This window comes from Rhodococcus sp. SBT000017, assembly GCF_003688915.1.
In the GTDB taxonomy this organism is placed as follows: Bacteria; Actinomycetota; Actinomycetes; order Mycobacteriales; family Mycobacteriaceae; genus Rhodococcoides.
The window spans coordinates 1-13,103 of sequence record NZ_REFU01000002.1 but is presented as its reverse complement, the minus strand read 5'-3'; the positions used below and the strand labels follow the sequence as shown (position 1 = coordinate 13,103).

At 61.1% G+C, this 13,103-nt stretch carries 7 protein-coding genes, 2 rRNA genes and 1 pseudogene; 6 read left to right on the top strand and 4 right to left on the bottom strand.

The features are described from left to right. Positions 1-3: 3 nt before the first annotated feature. Positions 4-1,113 carry a hypothetical protein gene (locus tag AYK61_RS21260; protein WP_121872983.1) on the top strand — a complete coding sequence of 370 codons (1,110 nt, stop codon included), beginning with the start codon at positions 4-6 and terminating at the stop codon, positions 1,111-1,113. A gap of 34 nt (positions 1,114-1,147) precedes the next feature. Here the strand turns inward: AYK61_RS21260 and AYK61_RS21255 are convergent, their stop codons facing one another. From AYK61_RS21255 to AYK61_RS21240, 4 genes are read right to left on the bottom strand one after another with little or no spacing between them, the layout of a single operon-like run. Beyond that, entirely contained in the window at positions 1,148-2,590 is a 1,443-nt protein-coding gene (locus tag AYK61_RS21255; RefSeq protein WP_121872982.1) for a GntP family permease, read from the bottom strand. Beyond that, positions 2,587-3,225 carry a bifunctional 4-hydroxy-2-oxoglutarate aldolase/2-dehydro-3-deoxy-phosphogluconate aldolase gene (locus AYK61_RS21250; RefSeq protein WP_121872981.1) on the bottom strand — a complete coding sequence of 213 codons (639 nt, stop codon included), beginning with the start codon at positions 3,223-3,225 and terminating at the stop codon, positions 2,587-2,589. Before AYK61_RS21250 ends, AYK61_RS21255 begins: the two co-directional genes overlap by 4 nt. After that, a complete protein-coding gene (locus AYK61_RS21245; RefSeq protein ID WP_121872980.1) occupies positions 3,222-4,835 on the bottom strand; it encodes an amidohydrolase family protein in 1,614 nt (537 codons plus the stop codon). Before AYK61_RS21245 ends, AYK61_RS21250 begins: the two co-directional genes overlap by 4 nt. Positions 4,836-4,849: 14 nt before the next feature. Then, entirely contained in the window at positions 4,850-6,133 is a 1,284-nt protein-coding gene (locus AYK61_RS21240) for an alanine racemase (protein WP_121872979.1), read from the bottom strand. 128 nt (positions 6,134-6,261) lie between these two features. Here AYK61_RS21240 and AYK61_RS21235 point away from each other — a divergent pair, with 128 nt between their 5' ends. The 5 genes and pseudogenes from AYK61_RS21235 to AYK61_RS21215 form a co-directional block, all read left to right on the top strand. Continuing rightward, positions 6,262-7,284 carry a sugar kinase gene (locus tag AYK61_RS21235; protein ID WP_259468211.1) on the top strand — a complete coding sequence of 341 codons (1,023 nt, stop codon included), beginning with the start codon at positions 6,262-6,264 and terminating at the stop codon, positions 7,282-7,284. Beyond that, complete coding sequence (locus AYK61_RS21230; protein WP_121872977.1) at positions 7,281-8,078, top strand: IclR family transcriptional regulator; 798 nt, start codon at positions 7,281-7,283, stop codon at positions 8,076-8,078. Before AYK61_RS21235 ends, AYK61_RS21230 begins: the two co-directional genes overlap by 4 nt. Then, positions 8,075-8,475 (top strand): annotated as a pseudogene (locus AYK61_RS21225) (RidA family protein). Before AYK61_RS21230 ends, AYK61_RS21225 begins: the two are co-directional and overlap by 4 nt. Before the next feature lie 473 nt (positions 8,476-8,948). Next, positions 8,949-10,466: ribosomal RNA gene (locus AYK61_RS21220) — 16S ribosomal RNA — on the top strand. Positions 10,467-10,822: 356 nt separating this feature from the next. Beyond that, positions 10,823-13,103 (top strand): 23S ribosomal RNA (locus AYK61_RS21215); the annotation flags it as partial.

Below are 13,103 nucleotides of genomic sequence, written 5' to 3'. Positions count from 1 at the left end.
ACGATGTCCGAGTTCGATGGCAGTGAGTCGGCCGAACAGCGTGCCCGATTCGACGACGAGGTCCACCGCCGCTGTGCCGACTGCCGGTTGCCCGGTCACTCCGAGCCACTCTCCGACGCGGCCGCCGTCGCCATCGCGGCCGGGCGAGTGGACGAGGCCACCCGAGCCGTCCTCGTAAACCGATGGCGCGCCGGACGCTCGCTACCGTCGATCGGTGGATTCGGCGCACTGCGCAACCTGGTGGACGAGCGCGATCGCTGGCTCGCCAAGGACACGACGAGCAAGCCCGGGTCGGCTCTCGTGTACAGACTCCGAGCTGCCGAGTTGACCAAACGCGTCAATCACCACCGCACCACCGTGGTGATGTCCAACCGGCACTACGCCACCGGAGTACGCGCGGCGCGAAAAGAGCGCCGGGAAGGTGTGCATCTCGACCTGGACCAGCGGGACGCGGTCTTCGATGCGTTGACGAGAACGCCTGCGCCTCAGAAGTTCGGCCCGATCGCCGAGCGTGGCCTGTCGCTGGTGGATGCGGCCACGGATCGGGTGAGCACGCTGGCGCGCAAAACCCCGGTGGGCGACAGAGTCGACTGGGCGACAGGAATGGTCGATCAATTCGTGGACCGAAAGGACGACCGCTTCGTCGACCGCTACGACACCCTGCTGTTCCTCGCCGGCATGTCGTTCGATCGGGTGCGTCGTTCGCCTGCATGGCAGTCGACGTACTTCGAGATCCAACGCAATCAGCTGGACCTGTTCGTCGAACTCACCGAGATCTCGGTCGATGCCACGTCGCTGCGTACGGTAGCGACCGAGCTGAATCGGATCGGTGAAACGATGGTCGACGAGGAGACCGCAGCGCAGGTCGAATCCCGCCGTGGCGCATTGGAAGTGGTGTGGAAGCAGTTGACCGGACGGGTGGCCGCGCTGGTTCGGCTCGCGAATGTGGTCGAGTCCTCGGAGACCGAGGCACGCACATCCGACGCGATGGCCCGCGCGCACAGCTTGGACGATCGGATCGATGACCTCGTCGGGCGGTCGGGGAGCCGGGAGATGTCTGCCGAGAACACGCACTTCGTCGGTGATCAAGTGCGAACCCAGTGGCGCGACTGAGTGCCGTCCAGGGCACTGAATCGCGCCACTGTCACTAGGCGATGATCGCGAACAGAATTCCCGCGACGGCGAAGCTGACCACGGACAGAATCGTCTCGAGGACCGTCCACGTTTGCAGTGTCTGCTTGACGGTGAGGTTGAAGAACTTCGCGATGATCCAGAATCCGCCGTCGTTGACGTGGCTGGCGATGATCGAACCCGCCGCGATGGACATGGCGATGAGCGCGACGGCCGGAGCCGAGTAGTCCTGAGCTGCAACCAGGGGTCCGACGATTCCGCCGGTCGTCACGATGGCCACTGTGGCCGAGCCCTGCGCCACGCGCAGCGCGCAGCTGATGATGTAGGCCAAGACGATGATCGGTAGGCCCGCGGCCGCCATGGTGTCGGCCAACGCGGTGCCGATGCCCGTGGCCGAGATGACCTTTCCGAAGAACGCGCCTGCACCGACGACGAGCAGCAACATGCCCACCGGACGCAGAGATTCTCCGGTCAGTGTGCTCAATTCCTGGACCGTGGATCCGCGGCGGATTCCCAACACGTAGAACGCGATCAGTACTGCGATGAGCAGTGCGACGGCCGGTGTGCCGAAGAACGTGAGCACTTCGAGGAGGTTGCCGGGATCGAGCAGAATACTGCCGAACGTGGCACCGAGGATCAGGACCAATGGAACGGCAATGATCGCTCCGATGGTGCCCACCGACGGCGGCGTCGTGACGACCGGTCGCTTGGTCGCGACCGTGCCTGCGCCTCCACCCTCGGTGGTGCTCGCGTCGTTTCCGTCGTTGATGAAGTCCTCGGGGACGTCGACGATGATGCGTTTGCCGATCCAGTTACCCCACACCAGGCCGGCGGCGATGAATCCTGGTATTCCGCAGATGAATCCGAACAGGATGAGCCAGCCCAGGTTCACCTCGAGCAACCCGCCGAGGGCAACCGGACCCGGATGTGGCGGCAAGAAGGCGTGCGTCATGGACAACCCTGCCAGCATCGGCAACGCATAGAGCACCAACGACTTTCCGCCTTGACGCGCCGCCACGTACACCAGAGGTGCCAGGACGAAGATGCCGATGTCGAAGAACACCGGGATGCCGAAGATCAGCCCCAGCAGTCCCATTGCGATCGGAGCTCCGCGTTCTCCGAAGACCCCCAGTAGCTTGGCGGTCAGTGCCTGTGCGCCACCGGACTTTTCGAGAATCGCGCCCAGGACCGTTCCCAGTCCGATGATGACTGCGATGTGCCCGAGAATGCCGCCGAATCCGGTTTCGAGAAGCGACTCGTTGCTCTTGATCGCGGTGCCCACTATCTCGTTGACGGGCAAACCGGCAGCCAGAGCCAAGCCGAGGCCGACGATGAGAAGTGCGATGAACGGTTCGAGCTTGACCTTGATGATGACGACGAGCAGTACGGCAATTGCGATGCCGCACAATACGAGTAGACCTGGCGTGGAGGTCCTGAGCCAGTCGACGACAGAATTCATGACGAGCCTTCCTTGATGTCTGCACTGATAGCCGCCACGAACGTCTGCGCTCGCACGGTGATGTCGTCCCACTGGGCGGCCGCGACCGACGCCGGTGGAACCACATCGGTGCCTGCAGTCACTGCGACGGCACCGGATGCCAGGAACTGAGCAGCGTTGCCCGCGTTGACGCCGCCGGACGGAACGAGTCGTGCGTCGGGGAAGGGACCGAGCAGATCCTTGAAATACGCGGGCCCGACGGTCCGAGCCGGAAATATCTTCACGGCATCCGCTCCGAGATCGAGGGCGATCATCACTTCCGACGGGGTGAGCGCGCCCATCATCAGCGGGATCCCGGCCTCGGTGACGATTGCGGCAACGTCGGGACGCAGCCCGGGGGTCACGACGAAGTGCGCCCCGGCGTCGATCGCGGAGCGCGCGTGGTCGGCGGTCAGGACGGTGCCCGCCCCGACGACTGCACCTGAGTTCGATGCCGCGCGGATCAGTTCGAGGACGCCGGGTGTGGTGAAGGTCAGCTCGAGCGCGCGAATTCCTCCGCGCGCGAGCGCATCTGCCAACGCGGCAGGATCCGAGATGTGCGGGGCGCGGACCACCGACAGTGCGCGGTCCTCGAGAATCGTCGTCAGTGCGTTCACGATGTTTGCTTTCCGGTGGGATTCATCCGCAGGGCGTGGCCCGCCAGAGAATGAGTGGGGCGTCGATCGTCGATGGCGAACGCGCCGTTGACCATGACGTGGCTGATGCCCTCGGCCTGTTGCTTCGGGTTCTCGAACGTGGCGGTGTCGCGCACGGTGGCCGGGTCGAACAGGACGAGATCGGCTGCGTGCCCTTCGGCGATCGTGCCGCGGCCGCGAAGGCGGAGCCGCGCAGCGGGACGACCGGTGAGGTGATTGATGCAGTCCTCGAGGGAGAGCAGCTGCTCGTCCCGAACGTAGTGACCCAGGTAGCGGGGGAACGTCCCCCAGGCGCGTGGGTGTGGCTTCTCACCGACCAGGATCGCGTCGCTTCCGCCCATATGGCGTGGATGCGCCATGATCTCGCGCACGTTCTCCTCGTGTCCGACGTGCTGAAGGATGGTGGTGGCCAGCGCGTCTCGGCGAAGGAAGTCGAAGAACACGTCCACCGGGGACCGACCCGCCTCGGCCGCGATGTCGGACATCGTGCGCCCGACGTAGCGATCTAGTTCCGGATTCGCCACTCCGCTGAGCTGGATGGTCTCCCACTCGACGGTCACGCCATGGCAGCCGTCGGACCCGTCGACGTCGACATCCTGTGCGATGCGTCGACGCATGTCCGGATCGTCGAGGCGTTCGAGCGCGCGGTCCGGGCCACCGGACATCGCCCAACTCGGCAGCAGCGCTGAGAGAGTGGTGGCTCCGGGCAGATACGGATACGTGTCGAGGGTGACGTCGCATCCGTTCGCGATCGCAGAATCGACGCGGTCCAGGAACTCATGTGCCCGGCCCCGATTGACGCCGAAGTTCATCGTCGCGTGAGTCAGATGCAGCGCACATCCTGTCTCCCGGGAGAGATCGAGCATCTCCTGGTACGCGTCGAGCGCCCCCGCGCCGTACGACCGAGTGTGCGGCGCATAGAACCCACCGACGTCGGCGACGACCTCGCACAGTGCTCGTAATTCGCTTGTGTCCGCGTACATTCCGGGCGTGTACGTCAATCCGCTCGACATTCCGACGGCACCCTCCTGCAATCCCTGGGCCAGCAACTCCTGCATGTGGGAGATCTCGGACGGCGTCGCGGGTCGCTGATCAGGGCCCACCGCGAGGTATCGCAGTGTTCCCTGAGGAACGAGATAGGCAGCGTTCGGAGTGATCCCCTGGTCGAGGCGAGCGAGGTACTCCGAGACCGAACGCCACGAGAAGTCGAGGTCGACGGGATTGCCGTTCCATCCGGCGATCTGACGCCGCACCACATCGAGCGTCGCATCGTCGATCGGAGCGTAGGCGATGCCGTCCTGTCCGATGACCTCGGTGGTGACGCCCTGACTGATTTTCGGGAAGTGGTCGGGGTCGGTCAGCAGACGCAGATCGGAATGGCCATGCATGTCGATGAACCCGGGGGACAGGACCTGCCCCGGAGTCGCGTCGACGATTCTGTCGGCACCGCCAACTGTGCCGGGTTCGGCGATCGAGGCGATGATTCCGTCGCGTACGAGAACGTCACGACGCAGTCGCGGTGAACCGGTGCCGTCGATGACGTCGGCACCTCGAATGAGGATATCGGACATGGGTTTTCGGCTCTCTAGAAGAATGTGTGCACGAGATCGACGACGCGGGGATCGTCGCCATCGGCGTTGTCGACGACGGGAACCAGACGCCACTTGTCGAATGCGGTGCACGGGTGAGACAGGCCCAACCGCACCACCGATCCCACCGGCAGCGCCGCGGCGTCCTCGGCAGGTAGCCGAAGGAACGCGTGCTGATCGTTCAGCGCTGTGATGCCGGCATCGGGATCGAGGGTCTCGGTTCCCCGAACCAGCTGGGGGACAGGCAGACCTTCGTCGAACGGAAAGTCCCGCTTGCCTGCATCGAGCAGCGCGAGACCGGGCTCCGGCCGGGAGACCGTCCGAGCCCATCCGTGCATCGCCGACATCAGCGGCGCGTCGGTGCGGGCGGGAGTCAGTGGTGAGATCTGCGAGTAGAAGCCGTCGTCGTGCACCACATAGGCACCCGAGCGCAGCACTACGTCGGTACGTACCCCCTCCCCGGTGGTGAGGGACTGCAACCGCTCGACAACGAGGTCCTGGTAGGCGCTGCCGCCGGCGGTCACGATCGCATGGTCTCCGTACAACGCATCGGCATCGAGCGCGCGATGGAGGGCGGCGACATTCTCGAGATAGGCCCGAACCGCCGCGAGGCCGCTGTCGGTCCGATCGTGGCTGAGTGCGCCCTCGTAACCGCCGACCCCGGCCAGACTCAGCCGCGGCGACGACGCGATCGCACGAGCGACCGCGGTCGCTTCGTCTGTTGTCCGTGCGCCGGTTCGGCCGTGCGGGCCACCGAGTTCGACGATGACCGGGATGGGGCGTGTTCCCTGCGCCGTCAGTATGCGGTCCATCTCGTGCACCGTTGCAACGCTGTCCGCCCAGCAGTAGAACTCGAATGTCGGATGCGAATCCAGTTCGGCCGCAATCCATGTCAGCGCAACAGGGTCGATCTCGGCATTGGCGAGAACGATCCGCTCGACCCCGAACGCACGTGCTGCCTGAACCTGCCATCCGGTTGCGAGGGTGATGGCCCAGCTTCCCGCGTCGAGTTGCTGTTTCCACAGTTGAGGGGCCATCGACGTCTTGCCGTGGGGTGCGAGCAGCACTCCCGCGCGCGCCGTCCACTCGGCCATCACCGAGATGTTCGATGCGATGCGTGCACGGTCGAGAGTGAGTACGGGCGTCGTGAACTCGGACAGCCGAGGCGACGTGGCGAGAAAGCTCTCGATGGTGTGCCCCCACGACCTGGGGGGCAGCGCCTTGTGCTCGGGTCCGAGCACTCGTCGGCTCAGTGCCTCGACGGCATCGGTGTCGATCACGTTCGTCTCCTCGGTCTTGGAAAAATCGCATAACGTTGCGTAATTTGCAACGGCAGTTGCGCAATGTGTTTATGGTTTGTAGTCTGCAACGAAAGTCAGCGTTCCCGCAAGAGTTCGAGGAGATCGACGTGAAAGCACCACGAGCGGTGTGTGTAGGCGAAGGCCTCGTCGTTCTGGTTGCCGAGCCGGGCCCACTGGAGAAGTCGGACACGTTCCACCGCACGGCCGGGGGCGCAGAAGCCAACGTGGCCAGGGTGTTCGGTCAATTGGGCGTGGACGCATCGTGGATCTCACGAGTGGGCGACGACGGATTCGGCCGGTACCTCGTCGGACAATTGGCCGCGGCAGGTGTCGACACCGCCGGTGTGACCATCGACGACGAGCGACCCACGGGGATGTACGTGAAGCAACGCGGCTCGGGTTCCGGCGACCGACACGACCTTGCATGCGGAGACAGTGCGATGACGTACTTTCGCGCCGGCTCGGCTGCGAGCGCCCTGTCGCCCGGAGACATCGACGGGCACGCGTCGAACCTGGTTGCCCGTGCCGACCTGATCCACTTCACCGGAATCACCGTGGCCATCTCCGATACCGCGGCCGACCTGACGAGGTCCTTGTTGGATCTACCCACCGTCGTCAGCTTCGATCTGAACTATCGGCCGGCGCTGTGGAAGTCTCGGCCGGACGCAGCCACCGATGTGCTCGGGGAACATGTTCGAGGAAGCGATGTGGTGTCGATGGGTGCCGACGAAGCTGCCCTGGTGTTCGGCACATCCGATCCCGCCGAGTTGCGCGAGATGTTTCCGCAACCACACCACCTGGTGATCAAGAACGATGCGCACACCGTGACGGCGTTCGAGGGAACCTCTCGGGTCGACGTACCGGCGCTGAAGCTCGACGTAGTCGAAAAGATCGGTGCCGGAGACGCGTTCGCGGGCGGATATCTGACCGGACTGCTGTTGGGCAGGAGTTCCATCGAGCGCGTTCGGTTCGGGCATCTGTGTGCGGCGGGTGCCTTGACCGGGCACGGCGACATCGCCTCGGTGCTGCCTCTGGCGGTGCTGAACGAACTGGCCGAACTGGCCGACGTCGATTGGGCGAGGCTGGACTACGCAGCCACTACCGCGCGTCACTCGGGGGTATCGCAGTGAGTCAAAGTCTCGCGCGGGCGATGACACTTCTCGGCTTGCTCGGCGACGGACCGCGATCACTGGACGAGCTGGCTTCGGTCCTCGAGGTCCACAAGACGACCGTGCTGCGGCTGCTGCGCACGATGGAAGCCGACAGATTCGTCCAGCACGACGCAGATCACCGATATCAGCTCGGATCCAGGCTGTTCGAGCTCGCCAACCATGCGCTCGAACAGCGTGACGTTCGGAGCATTGCCAGGCCGCACCTGGCCGAACTGAACTCGATCACCGGTCAGACCGTCCACCTCGCCACCTACGAGGCGGGCGACGTCATCTACATCGACAAGTTCGACGCCCAACAGAGTGTGCGGATGTATTCGCGAATCGGAAAGCCGGCACCTCTCCACTGCACAGCTGTGGGGAAGATTCTGATCTCGGCCCGTCCCGAGGCAGAGCGAGCGCAGATTGCACGCGGCATCACCTACACGCCGTTCACCGAACGAACCATCACGACGGCCGAGGGCTATCTGCGCGAGCTGGACCTAGTGCTCGAGCAGGGGTTCGCCGAAGACCGCGAGGAGCACGAGTCCTTCGTCAACTGCATCGGCTGCGCAGTGCGCAACGGAACCGGTGATGTGGTGGCCGCGGTGTCGATTTCTGTGCCCGACATGCTGCTCGATCACCAGCAGGTGCTCGCCACACTCCCCGAAGTGCAGCGTGCTGCGGCCACGATATCCGAGGGGTTGGGCTGGCGACCGCAAGAAACCCAAGACCGCAAGACACAAAACGAGAGCTCGAAGGAAGGATCACGATGAGTGAAAAGATCGAAATTCGCACCACAGGTGCGCCCGCACCGGCTCACACCTTTTCCCAAGGAGTCCGGAAGGGATCGTTCGTTCAGGTTTCGGGCAGGGGCCGGTCGACCCGGCCACCAGCGAGTACCTGTATCCAGGCGATGTTGCCGCGCAGACGACCCGCACCCTCGAGAACGTCAAAGCCATCGTCGAGGCCAGCGGTGCGACATTCGACGACGTCGTCATGCTCAGGGTGTATCTGACCAAGCGCGAGGACTTCTCGACCATGAACGACGCCTATGGCCAGTTCGTGTCGGCGCATACGTCGGGGGATGTCCTGCCGAGCCGCACGACGGTGTTCACAGGACTGCCCAGAGAAGAGATGTCGGTCGAAATCGATGCCGTCGCGATCCTCTGACCGAGTCGTGCGGCAGATGTTCACACGAAAATTACATCTGACCAGGCGATTTGCGTAAGCGTTGGTCTTCGCGTAACTTTTGTCGAGTCAGAGCGACACGGACACCGACCCGGTCTTCACAAACCGGGACAACGAGGTTGTACGGCGTATGCACTGAACAACCCAGGCAAGGCGAGATGGTATCAGCCATGCCTGGGGTTCGAGCGTGTGAGCCCCGAAGTTTCCGTGCAAGCGGCGGCGACGGTGTGTGCGTGTTCTTTGAGAACTCAACAGTGTGTCGATGAATGTCAGTGCCGAAATTATTTGTTTTGGTGAATGCATTCGATGTATCAGCTGCCCGCTTGTGGTGGTTGTTGTCGGGTGTTGTTTTGAATGCTAGTTGAGTTTTTCTGCTAGTGATTTGACTTGATGTCTTTGACTGATTCGCAGCTTCTGCTCTCTTTTCGGGGGTGGGGTTGTTGTTTCGCAGGTCTTTTACGGAGAGTTTGATCCTGGCTCAGGACGAACGCTGGCGGCGTGCTTAACACATGCAAGTCGAGCGGTAAGGCCTTTCGGGGTACACGAGCGGCGAACGGGTGAGTAACACGTGGGTGATCTGCCCTGCACTCTGGGATAAGCTTGGGAAACTGGGTCTAATACCGGATATGACTACAGCATGCATGTGTTGTGGTGGAAAGATTTATCGGTGCAGGATGGGCCCGCGGCCTATCAGCTTGTTGGTGGGGTAATGGCCTACCAAGGCGACGACGGGTAGCCGACCTGAGAGGGTGACCGGCCACACTGGGACTGAGACACGGCCCAGACTCCTACGGGAGGCAGCAGTGGGGAATATTGCACAATGGGCGGAAGCCTGATGCAGCGACGCCGCGTGAGGGATGAAGGCCTTCGGGTTGTAAACCTCTTTCAGCAGGGACGAAGCGTGAGTGACGGTACCTGCAGAAGAAGCACCGGCTAACTACGTGCCAGCAGCCGCGGTAATACGTAGGGTGCGAGCGTTGTCCGGAATTACTGGGCGTAAAGAGTTCGTAGGCGGTTTGTCGCGTCGTTTGTGAAAACCCGGGGCTCAACTTCGGGCTTGCAGGCGATACGGGCAGACTTGAGTGTTTCAGGGGAGACTGGAATTCCTGGTGTAGCGGTGAAATGCGCAGATATCAGGAGGAACACCGGTGGCGAAGGCGGGTCTCTGGGAAACAACTGACGCTGAGGAACGAAAGCGTGGGTAGCAAACAGGATTAGATACCCTGGTAGTCCACGCCGTAAACGGTGGGCGCTAGGTGTGGGTTCCTTCCACGGGATCTGTGCCGTAGCTAACGCATTAAGCGCCCCGCCTGGGGAGTACGGCCGCAAGGCTAAAACTCAAAGGAATTGACGGGGGCCCGCACAAGCGGCGGAGCATGTGGATTAATTCGATGCAACGCGAAGAACCTTACCTGGGTTTGACATACACCGGAAAACCGTAGAGATACGGTCCCCCTTGTGGTCGGTGTACAGGTGGTGCATGGCTGTCGTCAGCTCGTGTCGTGAGATGTTGGGTTAAGTCCCGCAACGAGCGCAACCCTTGTCTTATGTTGCCAGCGCGTTATGGCGGGGACTCGTAAGAGACTGCCGGGGTCAACTCGGAGGAAGGTGGGGACGACGTCAAGTCATCATGCCCCTTATGTCCAGGGCTTCACACATGCTACAATGGCCAGTACAGAGGGCTGCGAGACCGTGAGGTGGAGCGAATCCCTTAAAGCTGGTCTCAGTTCGGATCGGGGTCTGCAACTCGACCCCGTGAAGTCGGAGTCGCTAGTAATCGCAGATCAGCAACGCTGCGGTGAATACGTTCCCGGGCCTTGTACACACCGCCCGTCACGTCATGAAAGTCGGTAACACCCGAAGCCGGTGGCCTAACCCCTTGTGGGAGGGAGCCGTCGAAGGTGGGATCGGCGATTGGGACGAAGTCGTAACAAGGTAGCCGTACCGGAAGGTGCGGCTGGATCACCTCCTTTCTAAGGAGCATTCTCCAGGACATGTACCAGCACACAGGTGCTCGGATGATGGTCTGGCAGAGCCCGTTTCGTTCCCACACGTGGAACGGCGGGAGCTCACGGGTGGAACACTGACAATCAGATCCTGCAGAACGCGAAACCATGTTTCGCCGGCAGGAACTATATCGATGCACTGTTGGGTCCTGAGAGAACACGCGAAAGCATGTTTCTTTCTAGGCAAGACATATACAAGCGGGAGATTGTATCTACATCGCATTGTTCGGGTCTTTTCGGAGGTTCGGGTGGTGGCTGGTAGTGCAGCGAGTCTTTCGAGTGTGTGTTGTTTGAGAATTGCACAGTGGACGCGAGCATCTTTGTTGTAAGTAATGAAGAGCGTACGGTGGATGCCTTGGCACCAGGAGCCGATGAAGGACGTAGGAGGCTGCGATAAGCCTCGGGGAGCTGTCAACCGAGCTGTGATCCGAGGGTGTCCGAATGGGGAAACCCAGCACGAGTGATGTCGTGTTACCTGCACCTGAATATATAGGGTGTGTGGAGGGAACGTGGGGAAGTGAAACATCTCAGTACCCACAGGAAGAGAAAACAATAGTGATTCCGTGAGTAGTGGCGAGCGAAAGCGGATGAGGCCAAACTTTGTGCGTGTGATACCCGGCAGGGGTTGCGTATGGAGGGTTGTGGGGTTTGCATTGTCGATTCTGCCGGATCGGCCGACAGTGAGAAATTGTGGTGTTAGTCGAAGTGGTCTGGAACGGCCTGTCGTAGAGGGTGAGAGTCCCGTAGACGAAAACATTGCAACTGTCGTTGTGGATACCCAAGTAGCAGCGGGCCCGTGAAATCTGCTGTGAATCTGTCGGGACCACCCGATAAGCCTGAATACTCCCTGGTGACCGATAGCGGACTAGTACCGTGAGGGAAAGGTGAAAAGTACCCCGGGAGGGGAGTGAAATAGTACCTGAAACCGTGCGCTTACAATCCGTCAAAGCTGGTGAACAGTTTACTGTTGCTGGTGATGGCGTGCCTTTTGAAGAATGAGCCTGCGAGTTAGTGGCATGTCGCGAGGTTAACCCGTGTGGGGTAGCCGTAGCGAAAGCGAGTCCGAATAGGGCGTATCCACCTTGTGTGGTGTAGTGGCGTGTTCTAGACCCGAAGCGGAGTGATCTACCCATGGCCAGGTTGAAGCGACGGTAAGACGTCGTGGAGGACCGAACCCACTTAGGTTGAAAACTGAGGGGATGAGTTGTGGGTAGGGGTGAAAGGCCAATCAAACTCCGTGATAGCTGGTTCTCCCCGAAATGCATTTAGGTGCAGCGTCACGTGTTTCTCGCCGGAGGTAGAGCTACTGGATGGTCTAGGGGGCCTACAAGCTTACCGAAATCAGCCAAACTCCGAATGCCGGTGAGTGAGAGCGTGGCAGTGAGACTGCGGGCGATAAGGTTCGTAGTCGAGAGGGAAACAGCCCAGATCGCCAGCTAAGGTCCCTAAGCGTGTACTAAGTGGAAAAGGATGTGGGGTCGCGAAGACAACCAGGAGGTTGGCTTAGAAGCAGCCACCCTTGAAAGAGTGCGTAATAGCTCACTGGTCAAGTGATCCTGCGCCGACAATGTAGCGGGGCTCAAGTACACCACCGAAGCTGCGGCACTCACACAACAGCCCCATGCAAGTCTGCGGATTTGTGTGCAGGTGTGTGGGTGGGTAGGGGAGCGTCGTGCAGCCATGGAAGCATCGGAGTGATCCAGGTGTGGAGGCTGCGCGAGTGAGAATGCAGGCATGAGTAGCGAAAGACGAGTGAGAAACTCGTCCGCCGAATGACCAAGGGTTCCTGGGCCAGGTTAATCCGCCCAGGGTGAGTCGGGACCTAAGACGAGGCGACAGGCGTAGCCGATGGACAACGGTTGATATTCCCGTACCCGTGTAACCGCGCCCATGGTGAATCAGTGACACTAACCACCCTGAATCCACGTGACTGATCTCTTTCGAGAGTGAGGCGTGTGGTGGATGCGTGGGACCTGATCTGGTAGTAGCCAAGCGATGGGTGACGCAGGAAGGTAGCTGGGCCAGTCAGTGGTTGTACTGGTGTAAGCCTGTAGGGCGAACGGTAGGCAAATCCGCCGTTCATCAAGCCTGAGAGGTGATGCGTAGCCGATTGAGGCGAATTCAGTGATCCTATGCTGCCGAGAAAAGCCTCTAGTGAGTTGTTACACGGCCCGTACCCCAAACCGACACAGGTGGTCAGGTAGAGAATACTAAGGCGATCGAGATAACTATGGTTAAGGAACTCGGCAAAATGCCCCCGTAACTTCGGGAGAAGGGGGCCCTGTCCGGTGATCACTCTTGCAGTGTGAGCTGGGTGGGGCCGCAGAGACCAGTGAGAAGCGACTGTTTACTAAAAACACAGGTCCGTGCGAAGTCGTAAGACGATGTATACGGACTGACGCCTGCCCGGTGCTGGAAGGTTAAGAGGACCGGTTAGCCAGTGAGGCGAAGCTGAGAATTTAAGCCCCAGTAAACGGCGGTGGTAACTATAACCATCCTAAGGTAGCGAAATTCCTTGTCGGGTAAGTTCCGACCTGCACGAATGGCGTAACGACTTCTCAGCTGTCTCAACCATAGACTCGGCGAAATTGCATTACGAGTAAA

Excerpts from the sequence above, each read along its gene's own strand:
- AYK61_RS21260 (WP_121872983.1), top strand. The coding sequence starts at position 4 with ATGTCCGAGTTCGATGGCAGTGAGTCGGCCGAACAGCGTGCCCGATTC.
- AYK61_RS21255 (WP_121872982.1), bottom strand. The coding sequence starts at position 2,590 with ATGAATTCTGTCGTCGACTGGCTCAGGACCTCCACGCCAGGTCTACTC.
- AYK61_RS21245 (WP_121872980.1), bottom strand. The coding sequence starts at position 4,835 with ATGTCCGATATCCTCATTCGAGGTGCCGACGTCATCGACGGCACCGGT.